Raw genomic sequence first — 26,944 nt, 5'->3', positions numbered from 1 at the left:
CGTTCAGCGAACCTCGAACATGCCCTCAACCTCGACCACGGCGTCGAGGGGAAGCTCGGCGACGCCGATCGTCGAGCGGGCGTGGCGGCCGCGCTCGCCCAGCACCTGCACCATCAGGTCGGAGGCGCCGTTCATCACGCCCGCCACCGCCGAGAAGCCCGGCGCCGTGTTGATGAAGCCGCCGAGGCGCAGGCAGGACACCACCGCGTCGTCGAGGTTGCCGGCCGCCGCGCGCAGCTGCGCCAGCACGTTGAGAGCGCAGTGCCGGGCCGCTTCCGCCGCGGCCTCCGGCGAGACCGCGGCGCCGACCTTGCCCTTGTGGGCCGGGTCGATCTGGCCGTTGGCGCCGAAGGGCAGCTGGCCCGAGATGACCACCAGGTTGCCGCTGCGCTGGAAGCCGACGTAGTTCGCCACGGGTGCCGCGGCGGGCGGCAGGGTGAGGCCGAGCTCCTTCAGGCGGTCGAGGGTCGCGCTCATCTGTCTGGTCTCCCACCAGGCCCGCCCCCGGGGCGTCGATCCGCCGGGCGTCTCGGGCCGGTCCGTCGTCCCGCGGCACCCCGCCGCGGTGCGGCCGGGACCGGCCGCCCGAGGGTCTGTGCCCCGAAGGAAGTCCGGCCGCAACCCCGGGCCAGCGGCATCGAGCGGGCATCTCGGTGTCATCTCGGCGTCATCTTCGTTGCGCGGCGTTGACACAGCGCTCTCATTCCATAGTATCCGCGCGCGCCGCCCTTCGAGGCGGCGCTTTGTTTTCCGGTCGACCGACTCACTCGACCGCGACGGAGACGAGATCGTGACCTCCTCGCTGCTGCCGACCTACGCCCGGGCCAAGGTGTCCTTCGAGCGCGGTGAGGGCGCTTGGCTCGTCGCCCGAGACGGCTCGCGATATCTCGACTTCGGCGCCGGCATCGCGGTCAACTCGGTCGGCCACGGCCACCCGCACCTGGTCGCCGCACTGACCGAGCAGGCCCAGAAGGTCTGGCACGTCTCGAACCTCTTCGAGGTGCCGGAGGCCGAGCGGCTGGCCGAGCGGCTGACCGAGGCGAGCTTCGCCGACGTGGTGTTCTTCGCCAATTCCGGTGCCGAGGCCAACGAGGCCTGCATCAAGATGGCGCGCAAGTACCACGCCGCCGACGGCCACCCGGAGCGCTACCGGATCGTCACCTTCGAGGGCGCCTTCCACGGCCGCACCCTCGCCACCATCGCGGCCGGCGGCCAGCAGAAATACATCGAGGGCTTCGGCCCGAAGGTCGACGGGTTCGACCAGGTGCCGTTCGGCGACCTCGAGGCCCTGAAGGCGGTCATCACGCCCGAGACCGCCGCCCTGATGATCGAGCCGATCCAGGGCGAGGGCGGCCTGCGGGTGGTCTCGCACGAGTGGCTGCGCACCCTGCGGGCTCTGTGCGACGAGCACGGCCTCCTGTTGATCATGGACGAGGTCCAGACCGGCATCGGCCGCACCGGCAAGCTCTTCGCCCACGAATGGTCGGGCGTGACGCCGGACATCCTGTCCTCGGCCAAGGGCATCGGCGGCGGCTTCCCGATGGGCGCCTGCCTCGCGACCCGCGAGGCGGCCCGCGGCATGGTGGTGGGGACCCACGGCACCACCTTCGGCGGCAACCCGCTGGCGATGGCCGTCGGCAACGCCGTGCTCGACATCATCCTCGCGCCCGGCTTCCTGGAGCATGTCCGCCAGACCGGCCTGCTCCTGAAGCAGCGCCTCGCCGCGCTCAAGGACCGCTACCCCGACATCGTCGACGAGATCCGCGGCGAGGGCCTGATGATGGGCCTGCGCCTCGTCGTGACGAACACCGACTTCGCCGCCGCCGCCCGGGACGAGCACCTGCTGGTGATCCCGGCCGGCGACAACGTCGTGCGCCTGCTGCCTCCGCTGATCATCGGCGAGGCCGAGGTGGCTGCGGCACTGGACAAGCTGGAGGCGGCCTGCGCCGCCATGGAGACGAGGGGCCGGAGGGCCGCCGAGTGATGAATGCGCCCGTGAAGATCGCGCCGGCTCCCCGGCATTTCCTCGACCTGACCGATTTCTCCAGCACCGAGCTGCGCACGGTCCTCGACGCCTGCGCCGACCTGAAGCGGCGGCGCCGCAAGGGCGAGCCGCCGGCCGAGCGCCCGCTCGCCGGCAAGTTCTTAGGCATGGTGTTCGACAAGCCCTCGACCCGTACCCGCGTCTCGTTCGACGTGGCGATGCGGGAGCTGGGCGGCGAGACGCTGATGCTCACCGGCCGGGAGATGCAGCTCGGCCGCGGCGAGACCGTCGCCGACACCGCCCGGGTCCTGTCGCGCTACATCGACGCGATCATGATCCGCATCCTCGACCACGGCATGATGCTGGAACTGGCCGAGTACGCCACCATCCCGGTGATCAACGGCCTGACGAAGGAGTCGCACCCGTGCCAGATCATGGCCGACGTGCTGACCTTCGAGGAGCATCGCGGCCCGATCAAGGGCCGCACCGTCGCCTGGTCGGGGGATTCCAACAACGTGCTGGCCTCCTGGGCCCACGCCGCGGCCCGCTTCGACTTCCGCCTCAACGTCGCCTGCCCGCCGGAACTGCCGGTGCCGGAGAGCCTGATCGCCCGCGCCAAGGCCGAGGGCGCGGAGCTCACCATCACCACCGACCCGTTCGAGGCGGTGGCGGGGGCCGACGCGGTCGTGACCGATTGCTGGGTCTCGATGGGCGACGAGGACGAGGCGCACCGCCACAACCTGCTGATGCCCTACCAGGTCAACGGCCGGCTGATGGCGGCCGCTGCCAAGGACGCGGTGTTCATGCACTGCCTGCCGGCCCATCGCGGCGAGGAGGTCACCGCCGAGGTGATCGACGGGCCGCAATCGGTGGTGTTCGACGAGGCCGAGAACCGGCTGCACGCCCAGAAGGGCATCCTGGCCTGGTGCCTCGGCGCCGTGTCCTGACGGCGGGCTACCAGGCTGACGGTATCGACACCCTCCTGGTCAACCCGGGGCCGCGCCGCGGGATGACCGAGTAGCCGTCGATGCCGTCGGATCCAGCCAAGCGGGCTCAGCCGCCTCGGCTCGGGCGATAACCCCCTCGACAACATCGCCCATCCAGCCCAGGCAGCAGCCCTTCGACATCGCTGCCCGGACCACCATATAGCGGGGTACGCCGGTCTCTCGCCGCGGCGTCTCCTGCCCCATCGCTCCGCCTGCCCGCTCCGTCTGAGGGCATGCGCCGCGGCTCGCGCGGAAGGCGCCTCGCCGGGAGACCTTCATCGTCCTGCACGAGTGCCGGCTTCCCGCATCGGGGCGGTCGGTTGCGGTGAGAGCATGTCCGAGACGACCACTTCCCAGAGCCCCGAGGGCCGCGACGACGCGATCCTGCCCTTCGCGGTCGAGCCCCTCGACGTGCGCGGTCGCGTCGTGCGCCTCGGCCCCTCCGTCGACACCATCCTGCGCCGTCACGGCTACCCCGACACCGTCGCGCGGCTGCTTGGCGAGGCTGCGGCCTTGACCGTGCTGCTCGGCTCCTCACTCAAGTTCGAGGGGCGGTTCCAGCTCCAGACCAAGTCCGACGGCCCGGTCGAAATGGTGGTGGTGGATTTCGAGGCGCCCGACCGGGTGCGCGCCACCGCCCGCTTCGATGCCGGACGCGTCGCCGAGGCGGGGCCCCGCGCCGATACCGCCCGGCTCCTCGGCCGCGGCCACCTCGCCATGACCATCGACCAGGGCTCGGCCCAGAGCCGCTACCAGGGCGTGGTGGCCCTGGAGGGCCAGGGCTTCGAGGAGGCGGCGCACCAGTATTTCCGCCAGTCGGAGCAGATCCCGACCCGGGTGCGCCTCGCCGTCGCCGAGCAGGTCGAGGGCGCAGGTCAAGCCTGGCGTTCCGGTGGTCTGCTGGTGCAGTTCCTGCCCCATTCGCCCGACCGCGCCCGCCTCGCCGACCTGCCGCCCGGCGACCTGCCGGAGGGGCACGCGCTGCTCGACGACAGCCGGCGGCAGGAGGACGATGCCTGGGTCGAGGCCAAATCCCTGATCGCGACGATCGAGGATCACGAGCTCGTCGATCCCACCGTGTCGAGCGAGCGCCTGCTCTACCGCCTCTTCCACGAGCGCGGCGTGCGGGTGTTCGAGGCGCAGGGCGTGCACGAGGCCTGCCGCTGCTCGCGCGAGCGGGTGATGGGGATGGTCCGCAACTTCTCGGCCGAGGAGCGCCGCGACATCGTCGGCGAGGACGGCCGCATCGGCATCACCTGCGAGTTCTGCTCGCGCCACTACGACCTCGATCCGGCCGAGGTCGAGGCCGAGATCGCCCGCAGCCAAGAGGCGTGAAGTCCGGGCCTGGATGCAGGCCCAGCTCCGGGAATGCGGGTGCGCGAGGGAACCTTTCGCACCGCAACCGACTCATCATGCGCCCGAGCGTGTCGGGCGCACGAAGTCGGAGCCATCGATGTCCCGCCCCCTCCTCGCCGCCGCGTTCCTCCTCGTCGCCGGCGCCGGCGCCAGCCTGGCGCAGGATGCAGGCGGTCCCAAGCCCGTGCCGGGCGCCCCCGCCACTCTCAGCGACAACCTGCGGCCGACCTTCGTCGCCCAGGAGCCGAGCGACCTCGTCGCCACGAAGCTGATCGGCCAGAGCATCCAGAACGGGGCCAACGAGACGATCGGCTCGATCGCCGACATCGTGCTCGGGCCTGATCTGGCCGTGAAATCTTACGTCGTCGGCGTCGGCGGCTTCCTCGGTCTCGGCACCAAGTACGTCTCGGTGGCGCGTGAGGCGCTGCAGGTCACCCGCGTCGACGACAAGACCCTGAAGGCGGTGATCAACACCGACAAGGACCAGCTCCGCGCCGCGCCGGAATACGTCTATCTCGGCCAGCAGCCGGCCAAGGCGGAGGCGGCCAAGGCGGAGACGGCCAAGACCGATTCCCAGAAGACCGACACCCAGAAGTCGGACGTTCCCGCCGCCACCGGCACCACCGCGACCCAGCCGGCGCAGCAGTAGGCCCGAGCCTGGCGGGGCGGCGTCGTGCGTGGCACGGTGCCGTCCGGTTCACGACCGGAAGCCCCGCCATGCCCCTCGACCTCTATCTCGGCTTCGTCGCCGCGACGCTCGTGCTGATCCTGATCCCGGGCCCGAACGTTGCGCTGATCGTGGCCAACAGCGTCGCCCATGGCAGCCGCTACGGCCTCGTCACCGTGGCGGCCGTGGGGGCGGCCCTCACCGTGCAGCTCGCCCTCACGGTCGCCGGTCTCTCGGCGATGCTGGCCGTGATGGCGACGTGGTTCGAGGTGCTGCGCTGGCTCGGCGTCGCCTACCTCGCCTGGCTCGCCGTCCGTGCCTGGCGGGCCCCGGCGACCGACCTTGCGCAGACGGCGCCCGAGCCTCGGGCGGTCCGGGCGATCGCCCTGCGCGGCTTCCTGGTGGCGCTGACCAACCCGAAGACGCTCCTGTTCTTCGGTGCCTTCCTGCCTCAGTTCGTCAGCCGCGATGCCGCGCCGTTCGGGCAGCTCATGCTGCTGGCCGCGACCTTCCTGGTGCTGGCGATCGCGGGCGACGTGGTCTGGGCGCTGCTCGCGGGCCGGGCGCGGGTCGTGCTGGCGCGCGGGCGCTGGCGCAACCGAGTGACCGGCGGGCTGCTCCTCGGGGCGGGGGTGGGTCTGGCGCTGGCGAGAAAACCGTGAGGCGATCAAGAAGCGGGTGATCGAGCCGTCACGCCGGGCTCCACCCCGCCGCACAATCCCGCACCAGTTGCCGCAGGAAAACCTCCCCCGCCTCCAGGGCCGCGAGCGTGATGTACTCGTCCGGCTGGTGCGCCTGATCGATCGAGCCCGGGCCGCACACCACCGTCGGCAGGCCGGCGAGCTGGAAGCGGCCGGCCTCGGTGGCGTAGGGCACCGTGATGGTGTGGTTGCGGCCGGCGAGGCGCAGCGCGAGGCGTTCGGCGGGGGAGCCGGGCTCCGGCGCCAGCCCCGGCACAGCCGCGTCCTCCTCGGTCGCGATATGGCCATAGGCGCCGAACCGGTTGAGCCGCTCGCGGGTCACCCGCTCGACCTCCGCGGCGAACAGATCCGGGATCTCGTCGGGCGGCAGGTCCGGCAGACCGCGGAACTCCCACTGGAACTCGCAGGCCTTCGGCAGGATGTTGCGGGCGGTGCCGCCGCCGATCACCCCGACATGGACCGTGGTGTAGCCCGGATCGAACCGCCCGCTGGCGTCGCCCCGCGCCGCCATCTGGTCGGCGATGCGGTTCAGCCCTGCCACCAGCTCGGCCGCCGCCATCACGGCGTTGGCGCCGAGCGCGGGCTTGGAGGAATGCGCTTCGTGGCCGTGGACAGTGGTGCGGTAGGTGTAGATGCTCTTGTGGGCGTCGGCGACGTCGAGGTCGGTCGGTTCGCCGACGATCACCGCGCCCGGCCGCGGCAGGTCGCGCCCGAATCGTGCGATCACGTCGGCGACGCCGAGGCAGGTCAACTCCTCGTCGTAGGAGAGCAGGATGTGGATCGGCGTCCTGAGGTCGGCCGCCAGCATCTCCGGCACCAGGGCGAGGCAGAGCGCGTCGAAGCCCTTCATGTCGACGGCACCGCGGCCATAGGCGCGGCCGTCGGCAACGCGCAGCGTGTAGGGATCGCTGGTCCAGGACTGGCCGGCCACCGGCACCACGTCGGTATGGCCGGAGAGCACCACGCCGCCGTCCCGCATCGGCCCGATCGTGGCGAAGAGCGCCGCCTTGTCGCCGGTCTCGTTGGGGGCGAGGACGTAAGGCACGCCCCAGGCGTCGAGGTACTCTCCCACCCACCGAATCAGCGGCAGGTTCGACTTCTGGCTCTCGGTGTCGAAGGAGACCAGCCGGGCGAGGAGTTCGAGCGGGGTCAGGCGGGGGCCGGTCTTGGTCATCGGGGCGGGCTGTCTCACGCGGGAGGGAGGCCGTGTCATAGCCCAAGCTCCTGGTCCTCGACAGCCGATCGGATGCAGGCACCCCCAGACGCCTGAGCACGGGTACGGTCGGCGAGACGATGCGAAGGAGCGGCCCGAAGCGCGTAGAGGCCGTCGCCGAGCGGCAGCAGACTGTCACGCCGGATGGCGACCATGACCGCCTGTCCGGGCTCTGCACGCCGGAGCGAGGCTCCTTCTCCATCTGAGCATCCGTGCGGGTCCGGCGCGAGCGCGACCTCTTCACGGTGGTCGGGCCGACACCATGGCGCACGGACGCCGCTCTCAGGCTCGGTCGACGGATTCGGACGGCTCGACGGATGCCCGGTCGTTGCGGCGCCGCCGCGGAGACCCGCCCCGTGGCGTGTCCCACCATGCGGGGCCCGTCGTCAACCGCCACACAGCGGGACCCGGCATCAGTCCGGATAGGGCTCTGTCCGGATTTCGAAGCCGAGTTCCTCAGGCGCTGGGTTCTGCATCAGTCGATCGGTCATGAAGACCCATTTCCGGCGCTGCAGCACGCCCAGGCTGAACCCGTAGTGCTTCGCCATGTCTTGGGCGGCACGGGCCACGGGCTCGAAGTAGTAATCGTCGCCGAACATCACGCCACCCTCGTTCAGGCGGGGCAGATAGCCGTGAACCTCATCCACCACCTGGTGATAGGCATGACCGGCATCCACATAGATCAGGTCGGCCTTGAAGCCGAGATCGCGCATCACCTGCCAGCCGGTCGCCGTGTCGACGGTAAAGGGAAAGATGCGCCCCTCGTTGCCGCGGGCGACCGTGTTGCCCAGAAACGCTTCGAGGATCGTCGGCATGCCGTTGCGCCGACGCATCGTCTCGATCGTGTCGCCCAGCACCCAGTGTTCCGGGCCGCCCAGGAACGTATCGACGCAGACGATGCGCGAATCGAGGCCCTCCGCTTTGCAGATGTCGGCCATGTGGTTGGCCGAGTGACCTTGCCAGGAGCCAAGCTCAACGATGGTTTCTGGACGTACAGTCTTGATCAACCATTCAAAAACTGGCTCATCTGCGAGCATGCTGTGCTCATGAGTGATGAAGCGGCTTCGATCCATCGATGACCAGAAATTGTCCGGAAAAATCCGATCGAAGAAGGGGTCATTAGGACCTGGATTTCTCCGGACGATAGGAATAACAGTCGCCTGTTCATTTTTTAATTTCGGCTTATTAAATATATTATCGAGAAATTTCATCGCCCTGCCCGCCCATTCTAGGATAAGCTCGCCAGTCGATAGCCGAACACAACCCCAACAATATTGCCATCTATGCGGACGGAGTGCGGGCTCGATTCGTATGAGACACACACAGACCGACGCATCCGACATGCATTGTTATGGCGCTCCAGATCGATCGACAGGAAGCCTCGAACATGCTCCGTTCGGCTACGAACGGACGCTACCGATAGGCGCGCCCCTCTGGCAACCGGGAAAAAGGCTGCCGATGGTACGATCGTCGGCAGAAGCGCCGTCCGGTGGCCTGCGGCACCGCCGGCAGAACGCGGCAGGGCGGGATGTTTGATCCCGAGGGTTCAGCGCGCAATCGACTGCCCATGCAGCCGGACAGCTTCGCTTCCCTGGCCCCATGCGATCTTTCGCCCACCTGACCGGGGGCACTCGCACCGAGCCGATCGTGGCGCGATCGAATTGACGTCTAGTGCATCACCCGGCGGACATGAGGCGAGTCGAGCGAGAAGGCGGGGATCGCCGCCTCGAAGCTGCGGCCGTCCGACGTCGCCATGGTGTAGGTGCCCTCCATCGTGCCGTCCGGCGTCGTGAGGGGGCAGCCGCTGGTGTAACTGAACGACTCGCCGGGCCCGAGCACCGGCTGCTTGCCGACCACGCCGGCGCCGCGCACCTCCTGCATCTCGCCACGGCCGTCGACGATGCGCCAGTGGCGGGAGCGCAACTGCACCTGCTCGTCACCGTTGTTGGTGATCTCCACCGTATAGGCGAAGAAGTAGCGGCCGCTATCGGGCGAGGATTCCTCCTCGACGAAGCGCGGCTGCACGGACACGCTGATGCCGCGGGTCTCGGCCTTGTACATCAGGGAACCTCCGCTGGCGGACCGCGGGCAAGCGCGACGGCCGACGGGGGTCGTGGTACGTCCGGCCTCCCGGATCGTCAATCACCGGCGATCACGGTCGGTAATCCTGCACGAGGCGCATCCATCCCCGCCATGAGGCTTCTACGCTCGTCCACAGCCGTCGCGGGGCTCGCCGCCGCCGCGGCGCTGGCGCTCCACGCCGACGTGGCCGCCCTCGTCCTGCTCGCCCTCTGGTGCGGGCTGGCGCTGCTCGCGATACGGCGGGACGCGACCGGGGAGGGAGCGCTGGGAGGATCGGGAGGACCTTGGATCCGCGTCGCCTTGGCCCTCGCGCTGGCTTGGCGGGCGCCCGGCGGGCCGGCAGCGGCGTTCGCCGCGGCGCTCCTCCTCGAGATCGCGGTGGCGCGGCTGACGGCTCTCGCCGCTGCCCGGACCGGAGCCACGCTTCCCGGCCCGGACCTGCACTCGCTGATTCTCGCCGGCGGACGGGCTGCGGACATCGTCGCAGCCTTGGCCTTCGCCGCCCTGATCCTGTGGCCGGACCGGCTGCCGCTGATCGCCAGCGCGCTCGCCGGCCTCACCGCCATGGGGGCGATCGCGCGGGCGAGCCTCGCCCTCGCCGTCGTCAGGGGCATCCGCGACGAGGCCTGATCCTCTTCACCTCGTCGAAACCCTGGCCTAGGACACTAGCCCACCGAGGATGGACAGGTCATGGTGAAGCTCGAGGACGGGATTCAATCGGCGGAGGCCATCGCGGCGCTCGCCGCCGCCGGTGTGATCCGGCCCGCCGCCGCCTTCGCGGACGACCAGATCCAGCCGGCGAGCCTCGACCTGCGCCTCGGCGCCCGGGCCTGGCGGGTGCGGGCGAGCTTCCTGCCGGGACGCACCCGCGACGTCGCCGCCTGCCTCGACAAGCTCAAGCTGCACGAGATCGACCTGCGCCAGGGCGCCGTGCTCGAAACCGGCTGCGTCTACATCGCCGAGTTGCAGGAGGGTCTGGCCCTGCCACCGGACCTCGCCGCCAGCGCCAACCCGAAAAGCTCGACCGGACGCATCGACGTGTTCACCCGGGTGATCACCGACCAGGCGCGGGAATTCGACATGGTCGAGGCCGGCTATGCCGGACCGCTCTTCGCCGAGATCTCGCCGCGCACCTTTCCGGTGCTGGTGCGCACCGGATCGCGCTTGTCGCAGCTGCGCTTCCGCCGCGGCGCGGTGCGGCTCGACGATATCGCCCTGGCGCGCCTGCACGCGACGACGCCGCTGGTCGACGCCGCCGACCCGTCGTTCCAGGGCGGCGTCGCGGTCTCGGTCGACCTCTCCGGCTTCGACGGCCTGATCGGCTACCGCGCCAAGCGCCATACCGGCCTCGTCGACGTCGACCGGCCGCGGTCCTACCCGGCCTCGGAATTCTGGGAGCCCCTGCGGGCCGACGGCTCCGGCACCCTGATCCTCGACCCCGGCCAGTTCTACATCCTCGCCTCGAAGGAGTCGGTGCAGGTGCCGCCGGACTTCGCCGCCGAGATGGTGCCGTTCGATCCCCTGGTGGGCGAGTTCCGCGTCCACTATGCCGGCTTCTTCGATCCCGGCTTCGGCCATGCCGAGGCCGGCGGCACCGGCGCCCGCGCGGTTCTGGAGGTGCGCTCCCGCGACGTGCCGTTCATGCTGGAGGACGGCCAGATCGTCGGCCGCCTCGTCTACGAGCGCATGGCCCAGCGGCCGACGGCCCTCTACGGCAGCGCCGCCGGCTCGAACTACCAGGCGCAGGGGCTGAAGCTCTCGAAGCATTTCGTCTGACGGAATCGCCGTTCGATCCGGACAGGTCTCGTCCGGATCGAAACGCCACAGATACCGGGCGGCCGCACCGGTCCTCGGGTCGCGCGATGTCACGTGCCGTAGCGACGGCCGAGGCCGCTCGCGTTCGGAGGCCTGGCGCGCCGGTAATTCCGTCCCACGGGGACAACGATTGCGGTTTCCTGCCTGGTGCGTGGCCGGGCCTGGATTGTCGGCCCCGCACTGATCTCGCTCAATCCGGCCCATATTCAGGCCGCCGCCCGCATCGGCGACGTGGTCGGCCTGATCTCGACCATCGCCGGGCAGATCAACCTGCTGGCGCTCGACGCCACGATCGCGGCCGCCCGGGCCGGCGAGGCCGGGCGCGGCTCCGCGGTGATGACGGCGGGGCGGGGATGACGGAGCCCGCCAGCCAGACCTCCCGGGCGCCCGACCGGATCGCGAAGCCGATCGCGCAAGTCCAGGGCGTCACCGGCCAAGTCTCTGCCCAGACCGCTCGGCCCGGACCGCCTGAGAGGGAAGGGGCTCGCGGCGCCTACCCCGCCGCACCGGCGTCCAGGAGCCACACCGTCTCGCCCCGGGCCCGCACCCGGCCCGCCGGCAGGTCCTCGCCGGCGGCGAGGCGAGCGAGGGGAGCGCGCTTGCCCGCCCCCGTCGCCAGGAACAGGGCGAGCGGAGTCGCTTCCAGTGCCGGCAGGGTCAGGCTCACCCGCGGCACGAAGGGGGCGAGGCCGGCCTCCGGCACCGCCACCACCCACGCCTCCGTCTCCTGCGCCTCGGGCTTGCCCGGGAACAGCGAGGCGGTGTGTCCGTCCTCGCCGAGGCCGAGGAGCACGAGGTCGAAGAGCGGCCGGGCCGGGTCGAGCTGGTCGGCGCCGTACCAGGACACGAGCTCGGCCGCGTAGGCCTCGGCGCAGGCCTGCGGTGTGCGGTCGGTCGGGATCGGATGCAGATGGCCTCCTGGTACGAGATCCCCGAATGCCTCTTCCGCCAGGCGCCGGTTGCTGCCGGCCTCCGGCCCGTCGCCGATGCGCTCGTCGCCGAAGAACCAGTGCAGGCGTTCCCACGGCAGGGCCTCGCGAAACTCCGGCCCGGCGAGCAGCCGGTAGAGGAGCTTCGGGGTCGAGCCGCCCGACAGGCAGATCCCGAGCCGCCCCTGCCTCGCGGACGCAACCGCGACCAGCCTCTCGGCCGCCGCCCGGGCGACGGCGTCTGCATCGGGCAGCACCTGATGGCCTGCGGGGACTGCGCTCATGGCTACTGCGCTCATGGCTGATGCTCCAGCGAGCGCCATGCGCGCCCGTCGCGAGTCAACAGCTCGTCCGCTTCTTTCGGTCCAGCGCTGCCGGCCTCGTAGGGGATGGTCTGAAGCTCGCGCTTCTCGGCGGCGTCGAGGACCGGCTGCACGATGCGCCACCCCGCCTCGATCATGTCGGCGCGCTGGAACAGCGTCGGGTCGCCGATCATCGCGTCGTAGATCAGGGTCTCGTAGCCGGTGCTGGGCTCGGTCTTGAAGTAGTCCTTGTAGCAGAACCGCATGTCGACGCTGCCGAGGCGCACCGCCGGGCCCGGGACCTTGGCGCCGAATTGCAGCGAAATGCCCTCGTCGGGCTGGAGTTGCAGCACCAGCCAGTTCGGCACCTCCTCGCGCACGTTGGTGCCCTTGAACAGCGAGAGCGGCGCCTGCTTGAAGCGGATCGCGATCTCGGTGTCGCGCCGGGTCATCGCCTTGCCGGTGCGGAGATAGAACGGCACCCCGGCCCAGCGCCAGTTGTCGATGCCGAGCTTCAGGGCGACGAAGGTCTCGGTGCCGCTGTCGGCTGCGACGTCGGGCTCTTCGCGGTAATCCGTCACCGCCTTGCCCTGGACCTCTCCCGCCGTGTAGCGCCCCCGCACGGCATCTTCGGGGCGCGCGGACGGGGTGGCGAGCAGCACCTCCTCCTTCTTGTCGCGCACGGCCTCGGCCTCGAACGAGATCGGCGGCTCCATCGCCACCAGCGTGTAGAGCTGGAACAGGTGGTTCGGCACCATGTCGCGCAACGCGCCGGTAGCCTCGTAGAACTTCCCCCGGCCCTCGACGCCGACCGTCTCCGCCACGGTGATCTGGACGTGGTCGATGTGGTCGCGGTTCCACAGCGGCTCGAACAGGCCGTTGCCGAACCGGAACGCCATGATGTTCTGCACCGTCTCCTTGCCGAGGAAGTGGTCGATGCGGAAGATCTGATCCTCGGACAAGACCTTCAGGATGTCGGCGTCGAGCGTCTCCGCCGAGGGCAGGTCGTGGCCGAACGGCTTCTCGATGATGACCCGGCGCCAGCGATCCTCGCCCTCCTCGGTCAGGCCGGCCTCGCCGAGCTTCGCGATCGTCGGCCCGAACAGGCTGGCGGCGACCGCGAGGTAGAACAGCACGTTGCCGCCGTCCTCCCGGCCCGAGATCTCCGCGATCGCGCCCTTCAGCTCCTCGAAGGAAGCGGCCTCGGACAGGTCGCCCGACCGGTAATGCACCCGTTCGACGAGCGCGTTCCACACGCCCTCGTCGAATGCCCCGCCGCCGGCCTCGCCGCCCTTGGCGGTGATGAAGCCGCGCACGGTCTCGCTCAGCTCGGAGCGGAACTCGTCCGACGACATCTCCGAGCGGCTGACGCCGATGACGGAAAAGTCCTTCGGCAACAGGCCCCAGCGGCCGAGATTGTAGAGCGCCGGCATCAGCAGCCGGTGGGTGAGGTCGCCGGTCGCCCCGAAGATCACCAGGGTGCAGGCGGGCGGGGGCGCGGCCCCCTCGGCCATGGAACTCGTCATTTCGGCTCCTGGTGGCCACCGAAGCCCTTGCGCATCGCCGAGAGCAGCTTGTCGGCGTAGGTCGCGCTCTGGCGCGAGCGGAACCGGGCGTAGAGAGCGGCGGAGAGCACATGGGCCGGCACCGCCTCCTCGATCGCGGCGTTCAGCGTCCAACGCCCCTCGCCCGAATCGGCGACGTGGCCCGAGAAGGCGTCGAGGTTCTCGTCGCTGGCGAGCGCCGTGGCGGTGAGGTCGAGGAGCCAGGACGAAACCACGCTGCCCCGGCGCCAGACTTCCGCGATGTCGCCGATGTTGAGGTCGAAGCGCTGCGCCTCCGGCAACTCCGACGAATTGGCGTGCTTGAGGATGTCGAAGCCCTCGGCATAGGCCTGCATCAGGCCGTACTCGATGCCGTTATGGATCATCTTGACGAAATGGCCGGCGCCGCTTGGGCCGGCGTGGATGTAGCCGTGCTCGGCGCGCGGGTCGCGGCCGTCGCGGCCCGGGGTCCGCGGCACCTCGCCGAGGCCCGGCGCCAGGGTCGAGAAGATCGGATCGAGCCGGTCGACCGCCTCCTTGTGGCCGCCGATCATCATGCAGTAGCCGCGGTCGAGCCCCCAGACGCCGCCGGAGGTGCCGACATCGACGTAGTGCAGACCCTTCTCATTGAGCACGGCCGCGCGGCGGATGTCGTCCTTGTAGAACGAGTTGCCGCCGTCGATGATCACGTCGTCCGGCTGCATCAGCCCGGCGATCTTCATGACGGTGACTTCGGTCGGGTCGCCCGCCGGCAGCATCACCCAGGCCGTCCGGGGCACATCGAGCTTCGCGACGAAGTCCTCGAGGCTGTCGGCGCCGACCGCGCCCTCCTGCACCAGGGCCGCCACGGCCTTTGGATCCTGGTCGAACACCACGGCCGTATGGCCGTTGCGCAGGAGCCGCCGGACGATGTTGCCGCCCATCCGACCGAGACCGACCATGCCGAGTTGCATCGCGTCACTCCTCGCCGGCGAGGCCGGGGCCGGCGACCCGTGGGCGTGGGGCCCGATATCTCCAGCCCGGTCCCCCTCTTCCGCAGGGGAGAGGGGGACCGGGTGTCCGTCCTAACTAAGCGCTGACTTCAGCCGGTCGAGCCCCTTGGCCACGTCACCCTTGATGTGGACGCGCAGCGCCCGGCGGCCGCGCTCGGAGAGCACGCCGAAATCGCCCCGCGCCTGCGCGGCGATCACCGTGGCGAAGCCGAGGCTGCGGCCGGGGATGGCGAGGTCGGGGGCTTCCGAGGTGATCTGCAGGAAGACGCCGCTGTCCGGTCCGCCCTTGTAGGCCTGGCCGGTCGAGTGGAGGAAGCGCGGCCCGAACTCGGCGCAGGTCGCGACGTGCTTGGCCGCACGGAGCGCCACCCGGGCCTCCTGGAGCGGCTTCAGATGCTCGGGGTTGCGGGTGACGTAGGCCAGGAGCGCGATGTAGTCGCCCGCGCCGACGCGCCCGACCTGCGCCTTGATCCAGCTCTCCGGGTCCGCGCCGGCACCCGCGTTGCGCAAGGACTCGGCATTGGCCGCGTCGGTGTAGAGGGCAAGCCCGTCATCCTCCGCCACCGGCGTCTCGCCCGGCAGCGCGCCGTTCGTCTCGGCGGCCGAGAACAGCTCGCGGGTCTTGATCTTGCTCGCCTCGACATCGGGCTGGTCGAACGGGTTGATGCCGAGCACCGCGCCCGCCACAGCCGTGGCGATCTCGAAGCGGAAGAATTCCTGCGGCAGGCTCGCCTTCGAGGCCAGCGCGATCCGCACCACCGGGTGCCCGGCCTCCTCGATCGCCTTGACGGCCGCGTCCTGGTCCGCGTCGGCGCCTTCGTCGAGGCGCAGGTAGACGAAGAACCGGTCCTTGCCGTAGGCGGCGGGGGCGGCGAGCGGCTCGTTGTCGATCGGGATGAGCCCCTTGCCCTCCTTGCCGGTCGACTCGGCGATCAGCTGCTCGGCCCAGGCCCCGAAGGTGTCGATGCCGGGCGAGGCGATGAGCGTGACCTTGTCGCGGCCCTGCTCGACCGCGGCGGTCCCCATCGCGAGGCCGAGCTGCACGCCCGGATTCAGGTCCGGCGGCACGTCGGAACCGCAGGAGCGCACCATGGTGCGGGCACTCTCCAGGAAGGCCGCGACGTCGAGGCCCATGGCCGCGGCGGGCACCAGGCCGAAGGCCGAGAGCACCGAGTACCGCCCGCCGATCTGGGGCACGCCGTAGAAGATCCGCCGGAAGCCGTCCTCCTTCGCGGCCTTCTCCATCGCCGAGCCCGGATCGGTCACGGCGACGAAATGGCGGCCGGCCTTGTCGCGGCCGACCACGTCGCGCATCCGGCCGAGGAAGTAATCGCGGAAGACGTTGGGCTCGAGGGTGGAGCCCGACTTCGAGGCGACGATGAACAGGGTGCGCTCGAGATTCACGGCGGCCTCGACCGCCCGGACTTCGTCCGGATCGGTCGAATCGAGGATGCGCAGGCGCGGGAAGCCCGCTTGCGGCCCGAAGGTCTCGGCCAGCACCTCCGGCCCGAGGCTGGAGCCGCCCATGCCGAGCACCACCGCGTCGGTGAAGCCCTCCTGCTTCACTTCCGTCCCGAACGCCGCGTAATCGGCGGCCTTCGATGCCTCGTCCTCCACGATGGTGAGCCAGCCGAGCCACTTCGCCTCGTCGGCGCCGCTCCACACCGTCGCGTCGCGCTGCCACAGGCGGCGCACCAGACCGTCCTTGCGCCAGGTCTCGATGGCCTTCCTCAGCGGCTCGTCGAGGCTGCCGAGCGCCAAAGCCTGCCGGTCGAGGCCTTCTCCCAGGAATTTCTGGCGCTTGCCCGCGACGGCGCCCAGCACCTTGTCGGCGGCGTCGACGAAGAGCTGCACGCCCTCCTCGACGAGCTGGCGTGCCACCGCGTCGAGGTCGATCCCGGTCCTGGCGAGGTGAGCGAGCACGCGCTCGGCCTCGTCCACGCCCTCTTCCAGGCTCGCCCGCACCGTGCCGTGGTCGCGGAACGCGTCCATCGTCGCCGGCGGGATGGTGTTGACGGTGTTGGGGCCGATCAGCTCTTCGACGTAGAGCACGTCGGAATAGGCCTTGTTCTTGACGCCGGTGGAGGCCCAGAGCAGTCGCTGCGGATGGGCGCCCTTGTCCGCCAGCTTCTGCCAGCGATCGCCCGCGAACAGGCGCTTGTAGCGCTGATAGGCGAGCTTGGCGTTGGCGATCGCGACCTTGCCCTTGAGGCCTTCGAGCGCCGCCTTCTCGTCCGGGTCGTTGGCGGCGGCGATCTTCTCGTCCAGCAGCTTGTCCACCGCCGCGTCGATGCGGCTGATGAAGAAGCTCGCGACGCTGGCAATCCGACCGATGTCGCCGCCGCTCGCCGCGAATTGTTCCAGGCCCTCGATGTAGGCTTTCGCCACCTGCTCGTAGGCGCCTTGCGCGAAGAGCAGCGTGACGTTGATGTTGATGCCGTCCGCCGTGAGGTCGCGGATCGCTGGGATGCCCTCCGGAGTGGCCGGCACCTTCACCATCAGGTTGTCGCGGGCCACTGCCTTGTGCAGCCGGCGGGCCTCGGCCAGCGTCTCGCCGGTGTTCAGCGCCAGATAGGGCGACACCTCCAGGCTGACGAAGCCGTCCTGGCCCCCGCTCGCGTCGTAGACCGGGCGCAGCACATCCGCCGCGGCCTGGATATCGGCGATGGCCAATCCCTCGTAGAGGTCGATCACCCGTTCGTCGCCGGCCGCCCTGAGGGCGTCGTCGTACTCGTCGGAGTGGCCGATCGCCTTCTCGAAGATCGCCGGGTTCGAGGTGACGCCGCGCAAGCCATCCTCGTCGACCAGGCGCTTGAGCCCGCCCTCCTGGACGAACCCCCGGGCCACGAAATCGAGCCAGACGGCTTGGTCCTGTTCGGCGTGCAGCTTCTTGAGCGGGTTCATGCCTGGGTCTCCGCGTGGTTGTCGCAGATGTGGACCGCAGGTGGGTTCTGTCCAGGGGGGCGGGCCGGGAGAAGCTTGGCAGTTCGCCGAGAAAGGACGCGTGGGGCCGCGTGTCAGCGCTTCGCCGGCCAGAACGCCGCGACGGCGACCAGCACCCAGCCGAGGATCAGGATCATCCCGCCGCTCGGCGCGGCCATCGGGAATAGCGGCACCTGCAGGAGCGCCCGGACCGAGAGGTCGCCGGAGAACAGCGCGAGGCCGAGCGCGAGGGCGAAGCCGGCGATCCGCGCCGGGACCGGATGCGCCCGCCCGCTGCCCGCGAGCAGGGCGAGGCTCAGGAGGGCAGGGGCGTGGAAGAGGAGGAACTGCGCGGCCGTCGCGAGGCTCGTCGCCCCCGCGATGTGGGCGGCCGCCGCCGACAGCACCACGCCGAGCGCCCCGGCGAGGCCGGCCAGCGCGATCAAGGCCCGGTCGGCGGCGGGGATCCTGTCGGCGGACTGCATCATTCGCCGCGCTCGGCGAGCAGTCGGGCGATGCTGGCGCGGAGATCCGCGACGCCATCGTCGGTCCGGCTCGAGGTCAGGATGATCTCCGGGTAGGCGGCCGGCCGCCGGGCGATCGCCGCGGCAGTGGCACTGAGCCTCGCGTCGATCTCGCCCTTCTTGAGCGCGTCCGCCTTGGTGAGCACGATCTGGTAGGAGACGGCTGCCTTGTCGAGGCCGTCCAGCACCTCGGCGTCGTTCGGCTTGATGCCGTGGCGCGAGTCGATCAGCACGTAGACACGGGCGAGGTTGGCCCGGCCGCGCAGGTAATCGTGGATCAGCTCGGTCCAGGCCGCGACCTTGGCCTTCTCGACTGCGGCGTAGCCGTAGCCCGGCATATCGACGAGAACGAGCTTGCCGCCGCCTATGTCGAAGAAGTTGAGCTGCTGGGTCCGCCCCGGCGTGTGCGAGGTGCGCGCCAGGGCGTTGCGACCGGTGAGCGCGTTGATCAGGCTCGACTTGCCGACATTGGAGCGGCCAGCGAAGGCGATCTCGTGACCCCGCATCGGTGGCAGGATCGCGAGCTTGTCGGCGGCGTGGAAGAAGTCGGCGGAGCCCGCGAAGAGCAGCCGCCCCGCTTCGCGCAGGGCGGCCGCCTTCTCGGCCTCGGATTTGGCGCTGCCCTGCATCAGCTCTTCGCAGCCTTTGGCGTGCGCGAGAATGTCGAGCGCAGGTTGTCCCAGAGTTCCACCTTCACCCCGTTGCGCCGCATGATCACGTATTGCTGGATCACCGACAGGGTGTTGTTCCAGGCCCAGTAGATCACCAGGCCGGCTGGGAACGAGCCGAGCATGAAGGTGAAGATGATCGGCATGAAGGTGAAGACCTGCGCCTGGACCGGGTCCGGGGGCGTGGGATTCATCTTCATCTGCACGAACATCGTCACGCCCATGATGAGCGGCCAGATGCCGAGGTGGAGGATATCCGGGGGCGTGAACGGCAGGAGGCCGAACAGGTTGAACAGCGAGGTCGGGTCCGGGGCCGCCAGGTCGCGGATCCAGCCGAAGAACGGCGCGTGCCGCATCTCGATGGTGACGAACAGCACCTTGTAGAGCGCGAAGAAGACCGGGATCTGCACCAGCACCGGCCAGCAGCCGGCGACCGGGTTGATCTTCTCCTTCTTGTACAGCTCCATCATCGCCTGCTGCTGCTTCACCTTGTCGTCGGCGTAGCGCTCGCGGATGGCGGTCATCTCGGGCTGCACGGCCTTCATCTTGGCCATCGAGACGTAGGAGCGGTTGGCGATCGGCAGGAAGAACAGCTTCAGGATGAAGGTGACGACCAGGATCGAGACGCCGAAGTTGCCGAGCAGCCGGTAGAAGAAGTCCAGCGCCTTGAACATCGGCTTGGTGATGAAGTAGAACCAGCCCCAGTCGATCAGCAGGTCGAAGCGCTTGATGCCGAGCGACTTCTCGTAGCCGTCGATGGTCCCGACCTCCTTGGCGCCGGCGAAGAGGTGCTGCTCCGACGTGACGGTGGCGCCGGGCGCGAGCGCGCGGGCCTCGCCGAGGCTGCTCGCCTGGTAGACCTTGGTGGCGCCCTCGTCCCGCTCGGTGAACGAGCCGGTATAGGGGGTCTTCTGGTCCGGGATGGTGGTGGCGGCCCAGTACTTGTCGGTGATGCCGAGGAAGCCGCCGGTCACGCCGGTCCAGGAATGGCCCCGGGTGCCGGGCGCGCCGAGGGGGTTCTCCTTGGCGAGCTTGTCGTAGGTGAATTCCTGCAGGCCCTGGTCGCCGAGCACGCCGATCAGGCCCTCGTGCAGCACGTAGTAGCCTTGCGTGTGCGGCTTGCCCCAGCGCGAGACGAGGCCGTACGGGTAGAGGGTGACGGCGTTGCCGCCCTTGTTCTCGACCGCATCGGCGACCGTGAACATGAACTTGTCGTCGACCGAGATGGTGCGGCGGAAGGTGAGGCCGGCGCCGTTGTCCCAGGTCAGCACCAGGGGCTTCTGCGGCGTGAGCGCGTCGCCCTCGGCGGTCCAGAGCGTGTCGCCGGTCGGCAGCGGGCCGGCGCCCTGGCCGACCCAGCCGAACTCGGCGTAGTACGGGTTGGCCGAGCCGGTCGGCGAGAGCAGCTCGATGCGCGGCGAGCTGTTGTCGACGGTCTCGTGGTAGTTCTTCAAGAGCACGTCGTCGATGCGGCCGCCCTTGAGCGCCACCGAGCCGGCGAGTGCCGGGGTGTCGATGCGCACCCGGGGCGAGCGGGCCAGCGCCTCGGCGCGGCTCGCCGCGAGCGCCGGGCTGCCGGCCGGCGCGCCCGGCAGGGTGCCGGGCAGCGGCGCCGCGGGGCCGCCCTCGCGGGGGCTCGCCGCCGGACCGTCCTTCGCCGCCTGCGCCTGCCGGGCCGCCTGCTCCTGGCGCTGGCGCTCGACCTGCGGCGCGCTGACGAAGTAGTTCCAGCCGAGCAGCACCGCCAGCGACAGCACGACGGCGATGATCATGTTCGTCTTGTCGTTACCCATGGACCCGCGACGCCTGCCGCCAAAAGAGGGGGGCCGGGAGCGGACCTGGCAGCCCGCGCGATCCGGCCCTCACGACCAACACGACGAGGCGATTCCGGCTGCCCGGGATCGCCTCACGAATTCCGTTCCGGGAGTTTCGGCCCCGATCCCGCGGCCTTCCCCGGTCCGCCCGGACCGCGCCTGCCCCGTCCCGCATGGCGGGCGGGCTGCCCGCCTTCCGCAGGAGGTTTCGGCGCCCGCGGCTTCGTCACCACCCCGAGGGCCTGGCGGACATCCTCGACCAGCTGCGCGAAGGGCGCCGCCAGGGCGTCGCGCCGGCCGATCAGCACCACGTCGGCCGCCTTGTCCCGCTGCGCCGGCCCGGCCTGCACCGCCGCGATCTGCGCCGCGACCTTGAGCCGTCGGCGGATGCGGTTGCGCTCGGTGGCATGGCCCTCGCGCTTCGTCACCGTGAAGCCCACGCGCAGACCGCCCGGCGGTCCATCGTCCCGCAGGCGGCCCTGTGCCGTCAGGCGCTCGGTATGAAAACGGCGGCCCTTGGCCGCCGCCAGATAGTCCGGGCGCCGGGTGATCCGGCCGATCGGCGGCGAAGCACCGGTCATCGCGGCGCTCCGATCAACGCGGCGCTCTCGGGCACCGCGAGGCGCCTTACGCCGACAGGCGCTTGCGGCCGCGGGCGCGGCGGGCCGCGATCACCTTGCGGCCGCCGACGGTGGCCATGCGGGCACGGAAGCCGTGGCGGCGCTTGCGCACGAGCTTCGACGGTTGATAGGTTCTCTTCACGGCTCGTTCTCCGAAGGCCGGGGCCGGCCGCACGCGTCGCGCTGCCGAGGCCCTCGTGGTCCAGAATGTCTTGGCGAAAGCGAACCGCGCCCGAATGGGGCGCGGTCACGTCGCGCCGGTGTATGGCGGAATGGTCCCCGCGAGTCAATCGCGTTAAGGATCGCACCCGGGGCCGTGGAGGGCACCCGCGAACGCGCGAGGGAGACGCCGATGTTCGACGACGCCGAGAGCCGGAAGCCGCCGCAGGCCGCCCATCAGATCGGGCAGGACCTCGCCGCCCTGTCCGTCTCCGACCTCGACGAGCGGATCGAGATCCTGCGCCGAGAGATCGCCCGGCTCGAGGAGGACAAGCGGCGCAAGCAGGCCTCGCAGGAGGCGGCCCGGGCGGCGTTCAAGTTCTGAAGTGGGACGGGTTGGGGGCAGGGCGTCCCGTTTCAGGAGAGTGCGCCTCTCCTCCCCCGCCGATCCCGCCCATCCCGGGCTCGCCCGTGATGGGTCGAGCTCGCGGGCAGGAGATGGAGGTGGGGGTGGCGCTGCGTAACGCTCGATGATCTATCCGGCCCCCCTAACCCCGGGGGAGGGGATCCCGCGTCAATCTGAATTTCTCAGCCAGCCCGCACGGGAGGGACGCGGAGGGGCTGCAAGCGTCATCTGCCTGCTTCAAATGGATCCCTGCGCGCGCCACGACCAGCACGCCATCACCCCGCCACCCGCTTGCGCCGCCAACGCTTCCGCCATCCCTCACCATTCGCGTTAACCATTTTTTAAGCCTTCCGGGTGATAACCAACGCAGTCCAGCTTTCTGGATGTCGAGTGGTCTCTGTCCACTCTGTTTGATGCCTCCCTGTACGACTCTTTCAGCCGCCCCCGTGGGGCGGCTTTCTTTTTTTCGCCTCTCCCGGCACCGGTTCCCGCGTTTTTCCCGCTTTCCCCGGGATCGTCCGTCCCCCATCGGCGTTGACGTTAAGGTTAACCATTCGTTGACGGCGCGCGGCCCGCCGAGTGGCGCTATCGTTGCGCCAGACAGCCCGAGCGCACCGTGAATGTCCCGCATCGAGGCGGGACCGGCGTCGCGGTGGCACAGGAGGGATCATGGGCGTGATGGACGTGATGTTTCGGGACGAGCAGCCCACCGTGCGGTTCGGCGAGACTTTCGTGGCCTCCGAGAGCTTCAAGATGCTGTTTCGCGAGGGCATGACCCTCGTGGAGGAGACCGCGGCCTATCTCGACGGTCCCGGACGCGACGAATCGCGCCTGCTCGCCCGTCACGCAGCCCTGACCTATGCCAGCGAGAGCATGCGGCTCACCACCCGGCTGATGCAGATCGCGTCCTGGCTCCTCGTGCAGCGCGCCGTGTCCGAGGGCGAGCTGAGCCTGAGCGAGGCCGCCGAGGAGAAGACCCGGGTGCGGCTCTCGACCGCCGAGCCGAACGAGAGCGCCCCGGTCCTGGTCGCCGAGCTGCCGCTGTCGCTTCAGGCCCTGATTGCCCAGTCGAAGCGGCTGCACGCGCGCATCCTCCACCTCGACCGCCTGATCTCCGACGACCGCCCGACCCCCGAGCCGCGGGTGAGCCCGGTCTTCGCGCAGCACGACATGCTGCGCGTGGCGTTCGGCTGACGACGAGGCGGGGAGGGCGCGCCCTCCTCCGCCCGATACCCCGGCACGAAAAAAGCCCCGGCCTCACGGCCGGGGCTTTTTTCGCGCGAGGCTTCGAGATCGTGCCGCTTACTTCTTGCCGCCGAACGAGATGCCGGCGAAGCGCGAGTTGAAGCGGGACAGGCGGCCGCCACGGTCCATCAGCTTCTGCTCGCCGCCGGTCCAGGCCGGGTGCGTGCTCGGGTCGATATCGAGGTTGAGGGTGTCGCCCTCCTTGCCGTAGGTCGAGCGGGTCGTGAACGAGCTGCCGTCGGTCAGCACCACCTTGATGTAGTGGTAGTCCGGGTGCTCGGTCGCGGTGCGGGCCACCTTGGGGGTCGCGACCGACTTGCCGGCGGGGACCGCCTGCTTGGCGGCGGGGGCTGCTTGCTTTGCCATGACGAATTCCTAAGAGTGCGACCCGCGCCGAACGCTCCGCCTCGGGCCGCGGCCATTGATCGCGCGTAATCGGATGAGCGGCGGCCTATACCTCACCTCCGTGCGCCAAACAAGCGCCGTACCCCGGACAGCACGACAGTTCAGATGGCACGTTCCGACACCGCCCGTCCCCGCGCCTCATTGGGGGCATTGAAGCCCCTCTTCCCCTTCGCGGCGCGCTACAAGGGCCGGATCGCCGCCGCGATCGTGGCGCTGATCGCGGCCTCGGGCGCGACCCTGACGGTGCCCGTGGCGGTGCGCCGGGTGGTCGATCTCGGTTTCGCCCACGGCGAGGTCGGGATGATCGACGCCTATTTCGGCGCCCTGATCGGGGTGGTGGCGGTTCTGGCCCTGGCGAGCGCCGCCCGGTACTACTGCGTGGTGACGCTGGGCGAGCGGGTGGTGGCGGACCTGCGCGCCGCAGTCTTCTCCCGCCTCACGACCCTCGACCCCGCCTTCTTCGACCGGGCGCGCAGCGGCGAGCTGGTCTCGCGCCTCACGGCCGACGCCGGGCAGGTGAAGTCCGTCTTCGGCGTCTCGCTCTCGATCCTCCTGCGCAACCTGTTCCTGTTCGCCGGCGCGGTCGGCATGATGGTCTGGACTAGCCCCAGGCTCTCGGTTCTGGTGCTCGCCGCGATCCCGCTCATCGTCTTCCCGCTGATCCTGTCGGGCCGCGGGGTGCGGCGGCGCTCCCGTGCCGCGCAGGACCGGCTCGCCGATGCCTCGGCCTTCGCCACCGAGGCGGTGGGGGCGGTGCGCACCATGCAGGCCTTCGGCATGGCCCCGGCCACCGCCGCCCGCTTCGCCGCCGCCTCCGAGGAGGCGTTCCTGGCCTCCCGCAGCTCGGCCCGGGCGCGGGCGCTGCTCACCGGCGTAGCGATCTTCCTGATCTCGGCCAGCGTCGTCGGCGTCCTGTGGTACGGCGCGCAAGGGGTCGCGGCCGGCACGATCTCGGCCGGGCAATTGTCGCAATTCGTGCTCTACGCGGTGTTCGGGGCCAGCGCGCTCGGCCAGCTCTCGGAGGTCTACGGCGAGTTGACGCTCGCCGCCGGCGCCGCCGAGCGCTTGGGCGAGATCCTCGACACCGTGCCGGCGATCGGCGCGCCGGACCGGCCCCGCGCCCTGCCGCAACCGCCCCGGGGCGAGATCGCCTTCGAGCGGGTGCGCTTCCATTATCCGACCCGGCCCGACCATGCCGCCCTGCACGATCTCAGCTTCACGGTGGCGCCGGGCGAGCGCGTGGCCCTCGTCGGGCCCTCGGGCGCCGGCAAGAGCACAGTGCTGCAGCTGCTGCTGCGCTTCTACGATCCTGAATCCGGCGAGGTCAGGGTCGACGGCGTGCCGGTCGACGCGGTCGAGCCCGAAGCGCTGCGCGCCCGCATGGCCCTGGTCCCGCAGGATCCGACCGTGTTCAGCGGCAGCATCCTCGACAATATCCGCTACGGCCGGCCGGAGGCCAGCGAGGCCGAGGTGGAGCGCGCGGCGGCCCAGGCCTACGCCGACGGCTTCATCCGCGCCCTGCCGCAGGGCTACGCCACCTTAGTCGGCGAGCGCGGCGTCACCCTGTCGGGCGGCCAGCGCCAGCGCATCGCCATCGCGCGGGCGATCCTCAAGGATGCTCCGATCCTGCTCCTCGACGAGGCGACCTCCGCCCTCGACGCCGAGAGCGAGCGGGCAGTGCAGGCGGCCCTCGACGTGCTGATGAAGGGCCGCACCACCCTCGTCATCGCCCACCGCCTCGCCACGATCCGGGCCGCCGACCGCATCCTGGTGCTGGAGGACGGCCGCATCGCCGAGCAGGGCAGCCACGACGCGCTGCTGGCCCGCAGCGGTCTCTACGCGCAGCTGGCGGCGTTGCAGTTCGGCGCCGGGGTGGACCTGGCGGCAGAGCGGCAGGGGGCAGAAGTGTGAGACCCCGACTCCTCACGCCGTCGGCCCCTGTGCCGAAAATTTGAGCAAGTTCGTGCCGAACGCGGCGCGTCCCGCACCATGCCGCCTGACCTTGCGCGAGGAGTTGGGGGCAGCGCCGTGCGCAGGACGCATTTCCTTTGCCTTGGCCCCCGTCTTGCGTCTAGCTTCGGGGCAAACAGAGGGACGCCCATGCCGCTCAGCGCGTTCGATGAGATGACGGGAACTCAGGAGAGCGGACTGAGCCCGGCCGCCGTGCGCGAGGCGTACGCGGCGCTCAAGGCCTGGCTCGACAGTACTCCGCCCGAGCATTTCGACACGCGGCGCAGCCAGGCCGAATTGTTCTTCCGCCGGATCGGGATCACCTTCGCGGTCTATGGCGACAACGAATCGACCGAGCGGCTGATCCCGTTCGACATCATCCCCCGGGTGCTGACCAAGCCCGAATGGGGTTTCCTCGAGCGCGGCCTCAAGCAGCGCGTCACCGCGCTCAACATGTTCCTGGCTGACGTCTACGGCCCGCAGGAATGCATCAAGGCCGGGATCATTCCGGGCGACCTCGTCTACCGCAACCCGCATTACCGGCTGGAGATGCGGGACTTCGAGGTGCCGCACGGCAAGTACGTCCACATCGCCGGCATCGACATCGTGCGCACCGGCGAGGACCAGTTCTTCGTGCTGGAGGACAATGCCCGCACGCCGTCCGGGGTCTCCTACATGCTGGAGAACCGCGAGGTGATGCTGCGGCTCTTCCCCGAACTGTTCTCCAAGCACCGGGTCTCCCCGGTCGAGGCCTATCCGGACGCGTTGCTCGCGACCTTGCGCAGCCTGGCGCCGATGAGCGCCGCCCGCGACCCGAGCGTGGTGCTGCTGACGCCCGGCCGCTTCAACTCGGCCTTCTACGAGCACTCGTTCCTGGCCGACAAGCTCGGCGTCGACCTCGTCGAGGCGTCCGACCTCTTCACCAAGGACGACGTGGTCTACATGCGGACCACGGAGGGGCCGCGCCGCGTCGACGTGATCTACCGGCGCATCGACGACGACTTCCTTGACCCCCTGGTGTTCCGGCCCGATTCGGTGCTGGGGGTGCCGGGGCTGATGAGCGCCTACCAGAGCGGCAGCGTCACGCTCGCCAACGCCGTCGGCACCGGCATCGCGGACGACAAGGCGGTCTACAGCTACATGCCGGAGATCGTGCGCTTCTTCACAGGCGAGGAGCCGATCCTGCACAACGTGCCGACTTGGCGCTGCCGCGAGAAGGACGCGCTCAACTACGTGCTGTCGAATCTCGGCGACCTCGTGGTCAAGGAGGTCAATGGCTCGGGCGGCTACGGCATGCTGGTCGGCCCGCACGCCACCAAGCGCGAGATCGAGGAGTTCGGCCGCAAGCTGCGCCACGCGCCGGACGGCTTCATCGCCCAGCCGACGCTGGCCCTCTCGACCTGCCCGACCTTCGTCGCCTCCGGCGTCGCGCCCCGCCACGTCGACCTGCGGCCCTTCGTGCTCTCGGGCGCCGACGACATCCGCATCGTGCCGGGCGGCCTGACCCGGGTGGCGCTGAAGGAAGGCTCGCTCGTGGTCAATTCGAGCCAGGGCGGCGGCACCAAGGACACCTGGGTGCTCGACGGCTGAACGGCCGTCCACCCCGAGAACCGGACCGAGCCGGACGCCCGGCCTGGTCCGCCCGCACTGTCACAGCGTG

General features: G+C 70.1%; 25 protein-coding genes and 1 pseudogene. 12 read left to right on the top strand and 14 right to left on the bottom strand.

Annotation, left to right across the window (positions count from 1 at the left end):
- Positions 1-3 precede the first annotated feature (3 nt).
- Positions 4-477, bottom strand: a complete 474-nt coding sequence (locus tag MFF64_RS04285) for a RidA family protein (protein ID WP_099902051.1) — start codon at positions 475-477, stop codon at positions 4-6.
- 313 nt (positions 478-790) lie between these two features.
- On the opposite strand from MFF64_RS04285, the gene MFF64_RS04280 reads away from it, so the two are divergent.
- From MFF64_RS04280 to MFF64_RS04260, 5 genes are all read left to right on the top strand, one after another.
- On the top strand, positions 791-1,984 hold the full coding sequence (locus MFF64_RS04280; RefSeq protein ID WP_099902049.1) for an aspartate aminotransferase family protein: 1,194 nt from the start codon (positions 791-793) through the stop codon (positions 1,982-1,984).
- A complete protein-coding gene (argF, locus tag MFF64_RS04275) occupies positions 1,984-2,931 on the top strand; it encodes an ornithine carbamoyltransferase (RefSeq protein ID WP_099905201.1) in 948 nt (315 codons plus the stop codon). The genes MFF64_RS04280 and argF overlap by 1 nt, the downstream gene beginning before the upstream one ends.
- A gap of 372 nt (positions 2,932-3,303) precedes the next feature.
- Entirely contained in the window at positions 3,304-4,305 is a 1,002-nt protein-coding gene (locus MFF64_RS04270; RefSeq protein ID WP_099905199.1) for an Hsp33 family molecular chaperone, read from the top strand.
- Between the two features lie 118 nt (positions 4,306-4,423).
- Positions 4,424-4,975, top strand: coding sequence for a PRC-barrel domain-containing protein (locus MFF64_RS04265; RefSeq protein WP_099905197.1), 552 nt, complete (start codon positions 4,424-4,426; stop codon positions 4,973-4,975).
- A 68-nt stretch (positions 4,976-5,043) separates the two neighbouring features.
- Entirely contained in the window at positions 5,044-5,655 is a 612-nt protein-coding gene (locus MFF64_RS04260) for a LysE family translocator (RefSeq protein ID WP_099905196.1), read from the top strand.
- Between the two features lie 28 nt (positions 5,656-5,683).
- Here MFF64_RS04260 and argE read toward each other — a convergent pair whose 3' ends face one another.
- The 3 genes from argE to apaG form a co-directional block, all read right to left on the bottom strand.
- Entirely contained in the window at positions 5,684-6,868 is a 1,185-nt protein-coding gene (gene argE / locus MFF64_RS04255) for an acetylornithine deacetylase (protein ID WP_099905194.1), read from the bottom strand.
- A gap of 452 nt (positions 6,869-7,320) precedes the next feature.
- Positions 7,321-8,118, bottom strand: a complete 798-nt coding sequence (locus MFF64_RS04250) for a class I SAM-dependent methyltransferase (protein ID WP_238189760.1) — start codon at positions 8,116-8,118, stop codon at positions 7,321-7,323.
- A gap of 457 nt (positions 8,119-8,575) precedes the next feature.
- Positions 8,576-8,968: a Co2+/Mg2+ efflux facilitator ApaG/CorD gene (gene apaG / locus MFF64_RS04245; protein WP_099899322.1), complete on the bottom strand. Its 393-nt coding sequence runs from the start codon at positions 8,966-8,968 to the stop codon at positions 8,576-8,578.
- A 132-nt stretch (positions 8,969-9,100) separates the two neighbouring features.
- Between apaG and MFF64_RS04240 the strand changes: the two genes are divergently transcribed.
- From MFF64_RS04240 to MFF64_RS37790, 3 genes and pseudogenes are all read left to right on the top strand, one after another.
- Positions 9,101-9,619: a hypothetical protein gene (locus MFF64_RS04240; RefSeq protein WP_099899320.1), complete on the top strand. Its 519-nt coding sequence runs from the start codon at positions 9,101-9,103 to the stop codon at positions 9,617-9,619.
- Between the two features lie 60 nt (positions 9,620-9,679).
- Positions 9,680-10,765, top strand: a complete 1,086-nt coding sequence (locus MFF64_RS04235; protein WP_099899318.1) for a 2'-deoxycytidine 5'-triphosphate deaminase — start codon at positions 9,680-9,682, stop codon at positions 10,763-10,765.
- A gap of 249 nt (positions 10,766-11,014) precedes the next feature.
- A pseudogene (locus MFF64_RS37790) lies at positions 11,015-11,241 on the top strand (methyl-accepting chemotaxis protein); the annotation flags it as partial.
- Positions 11,242-11,297: 56 nt separating this feature from the next.
- Here MFF64_RS37790 and pgl read toward each other — a convergent pair.
- The 9 genes from pgl to rpmH all read right to left on the bottom strand — a co-directional run bounded on the left by pgl (position 11,298) and on the right by rpmH (position 21,261).
- A complete protein-coding gene (pgl, locus tag MFF64_RS04225) occupies positions 11,298-12,017 on the bottom strand; it encodes a 6-phosphogluconolactonase (protein WP_099899316.1) in 720 nt (239 codons plus the stop codon).
- An 11-nt stretch (positions 12,018-12,028) separates the two neighbouring features.
- Positions 12,029-13,561: a glucose-6-phosphate dehydrogenase gene (gene zwf, locus MFF64_RS04220; protein WP_099899314.1), complete on the bottom strand. Its 1,533-nt coding sequence runs from the start codon at positions 13,559-13,561 to the stop codon at positions 12,029-12,031.
- On the bottom strand, positions 13,558-14,532 hold the full coding sequence (gene gnd / locus MFF64_RS04215; RefSeq protein WP_238189758.1) for a phosphogluconate dehydrogenase (NAD(+)-dependent, decarboxylating): 975 nt from the start codon (positions 14,530-14,532) through the stop codon (positions 13,558-13,560). The genes zwf and gnd overlap by 4 nt, the downstream gene beginning before the upstream one ends.
- Positions 14,533-14,643: 111 nt before the next feature.
- A complete protein-coding gene (locus MFF64_RS04210; protein ID WP_099899310.1) occupies positions 14,644-17,475 on the bottom strand; it encodes a bifunctional transaldolase/phosoglucose isomerase in 2,832 nt (943 codons plus the stop codon).
- 113 nt (positions 17,476-17,588) lie between these two features.
- On the bottom strand, positions 17,589-17,981 hold the full coding sequence (locus tag MFF64_RS04205; protein ID WP_425324291.1) for a DUF423 domain-containing protein: 393 nt from the start codon (positions 17,979-17,981) through the stop codon (positions 17,589-17,591).
- Positions 17,978-18,646, bottom strand: a complete 669-nt coding sequence (gene yihA, locus MFF64_RS04200) for a ribosome biogenesis GTP-binding protein YihA/YsxC (protein WP_099899308.1) — start codon at positions 18,644-18,646, stop codon at positions 17,978-17,980. Before yihA ends, MFF64_RS04205 begins: the two co-directional genes overlap by 4 nt.
- Positions 18,646-20,478: a membrane protein insertase YidC gene (yidC, locus tag MFF64_RS04195; protein ID WP_099899306.1), complete on the bottom strand. Its 1,833-nt coding sequence runs from the start codon at positions 20,476-20,478 to the stop codon at positions 18,646-18,648. Before yidC ends, yihA begins: the two co-directional genes overlap by 1 nt.
- 113 nt (positions 20,479-20,591) lie before the next feature.
- Positions 20,592-21,080, bottom strand: coding sequence for a ribonuclease P protein component (locus MFF64_RS04190; RefSeq protein WP_238189755.1), 489 nt, complete (start codon positions 21,078-21,080; stop codon positions 20,592-20,594).
- A gap of 46 nt (positions 21,081-21,126) precedes the next feature.
- Positions 21,127-21,261, bottom strand: a complete 135-nt coding sequence (gene rpmH, locus MFF64_RS04185) for a 50S ribosomal protein L34 (protein ID WP_010300405.1) — start codon at positions 21,259-21,261, stop codon at positions 21,127-21,129.
- A 210-nt stretch (positions 21,262-21,471) separates the two neighbouring features.
- Between rpmH and MFF64_RS04180 the strand changes: the two genes are divergently transcribed.
- Together MFF64_RS04180 and rcdA are read left to right on the top strand one after the other, a co-directional pair.
- Positions 21,472-21,663, top strand: a complete 192-nt coding sequence (locus MFF64_RS04180; RefSeq protein WP_099901836.1) for a DUF1192 domain-containing protein — start codon at positions 21,472-21,474, stop codon at positions 21,661-21,663.
- Positions 21,664-22,353: 690 nt separating this feature from the next.
- Positions 22,354-22,878 carry a protease adaptor protein RcdA gene (rcdA, locus tag MFF64_RS04175; RefSeq protein WP_238189753.1) on the top strand — a complete coding sequence of 175 codons (525 nt, stop codon included), beginning with the start codon at positions 22,354-22,356 and terminating at the stop codon, positions 22,876-22,878.
- Between the two features lie 108 nt (positions 22,879-22,986).
- Here the strand turns inward: rcdA and rpmE are convergent, their stop codons facing one another.
- Entirely contained in the window at positions 22,987-23,226 is a 240-nt protein-coding gene (rpmE, locus tag MFF64_RS04170; RefSeq protein ID WP_238189917.1) for a 50S ribosomal protein L31, read from the bottom strand.
- A 213-nt stretch (positions 23,227-23,439) separates the two neighbouring features.
- Here rpmE and MFF64_RS04165 point away from each other — a divergent pair, with 213 nt between their 5' ends.
- Together MFF64_RS04165 and MFF64_RS04160 are read left to right on the top strand one after the other, a co-directional pair.
- A complete protein-coding gene (locus tag MFF64_RS04165; protein ID WP_099900134.1) occupies positions 23,440-25,245 on the top strand; it encodes an ABC transporter transmembrane domain-containing protein in 1,806 nt (601 codons plus the stop codon).
- A 189-nt stretch (positions 25,246-25,434) separates the two neighbouring features.
- Entirely contained in the window at positions 25,435-26,874 is a 1,440-nt protein-coding gene (locus MFF64_RS04160) for a circularly permuted type 2 ATP-grasp protein (protein ID WP_099900132.1), read from the top strand.
- The last annotated feature ends 70 nt before the right edge of the window (positions 26,875-26,944 follow it).

Origin of the sequence: Methylobacterium frigidaeris, assembly GCF_022179185.1 — a bacterium.
Taxonomy (GTDB): Bacteria; Pseudomonadota; Alphaproteobacteria; order Rhizobiales; family Beijerinckiaceae; genus Methylobacterium; species Methylobacterium frigidaeris.
The sequence above is the reverse complement of the archived record's forward strand: the minus strand, read 5'-3'. Positions and strand labels throughout refer to the sequence as shown.

Bases quoted from the DNA above. Each gene is read 5' to 3' on its own strand.
- MFF64_RS04210 (WP_099899310.1), bottom strand. From the start codon at position 17,475: ATGAACCCGCTCAAGAAGCTGCACGCCGAACAGGACCAAGCCGTCTGG.
- MFF64_RS04260 (WP_099905196.1), top strand. From the start codon at position 5,044: ATGCCCCTCGACCTCTATCTCGGCTTCGTCGCCGCGACGCTCGTGCTG.
- MFF64_RS04265 (WP_099905197.1), top strand. From the start codon at position 4,424: ATGTCCCGCCCCCTCCTCGCCGCCGCGTTCCTCCTCGTCGCCGGCGCC.
- MFF64_RS04190 (WP_238189755.1), bottom strand. From the start codon at position 21,080: ATGACCGGTGCTTCGCCGCCGATCGGCCGGATCACCCGGCGCCCGGAC.
- yidC (WP_099899306.1), bottom strand. From the start codon at position 20,478: ATGGGTAACGACAAGACGAACATGATCATCGCCGTCGTGCTGTCGCTG.
- MFF64_RS04165 (WP_099900134.1), top strand. From the start codon at position 23,440: ATGGCACGTTCCGACACCGCCCGTCCCCGCGCCTCATTGGGGGCATTG.
- argF (WP_099905201.1), top strand. From the start codon at position 1,984: ATGAATGCGCCCGTGAAGATCGCGCCGGCTCCCCGGCATTTCCTCGAC.
- argE (WP_099905194.1), bottom strand. From the start codon at position 6,868: ATGACCAAGACCGGCCCCCGCCTGACCCCGCTCGAACTCCTCGCCCGG.
- MFF64_RS04240 (WP_099899320.1), top strand. From the start codon at position 9,101: ATGAGGCTTCTACGCTCGTCCACAGCCGTCGCGGGGCTCGCCGCCGCC.
- MFF64_RS04160 (WP_099900132.1), top strand. From the start codon at position 25,435: ATGCCGCTCAGCGCGTTCGATGAGATGACGGGAACTCAGGAGAGCGGA.
- MFF64_RS04285 (WP_099902051.1), bottom strand. From the start codon at position 477: ATGAGCGCGACCCTCGACCGCCTGAAGGAGCTCGGCCTCACCCTGCCG.
- rcdA (WP_238189753.1), top strand. From the start codon at position 22,354: ATGGGCGTGATGGACGTGATGTTTCGGGACGAGCAGCCCACCGTGCGG.
- zwf (WP_099899314.1), bottom strand. From the start codon at position 13,561: ATGACGAGTTCCATGGCCGAGGGGGCCGCGCCCCCGCCCGCCTGCACC.
- apaG (WP_099899322.1), bottom strand. From the start codon at position 8,968: ATGTACAAGGCCGAGACCCGCGGCATCAGCGTGTCCGTGCAGCCGCGC.
- MFF64_RS04235 (WP_099899318.1), top strand. From the start codon at position 9,680: ATGGTGAAGCTCGAGGACGGGATTCAATCGGCGGAGGCCATCGCGGCG.
- MFF64_RS04205 (WP_425324291.1), bottom strand. From the start codon at position 17,981: ATGATGCAGTCCGCCGACAGGATCCCCGCCGCCGACCGGGCCTTGATC.
- MFF64_RS04250 (WP_238189760.1), bottom strand. From the start codon at position 8,118: ATGAAATTTCTCGATAATATATTTAATAAGCCGAAATTAAAAAATGAA.
- MFF64_RS04180 (WP_099901836.1), top strand. From the start codon at position 21,472: ATGTTCGACGACGCCGAGAGCCGGAAGCCGCCGCAGGCCGCCCATCAG.
- gnd (WP_238189758.1), bottom strand. From the start codon at position 14,532: ATGCAACTCGGCATGGTCGGTCTCGGTCGGATGGGCGGCAACATCGTC.
- MFF64_RS04270 (WP_099905199.1), top strand. From the start codon at position 3,304: ATGTCCGAGACGACCACTTCCCAGAGCCCCGAGGGCCGCGACGACGCG.
- yihA (WP_099899308.1), bottom strand. From the start codon at position 18,646: ATGCAGGGCAGCGCCAAATCCGAGGCCGAGAAGGCGGCCGCCCTGCGC.
- pgl (WP_099899316.1), bottom strand. From the start codon at position 12,017: ATGAGCGCAGTCCCCGCAGGCCATCAGGTGCTGCCCGATGCAGACGCC.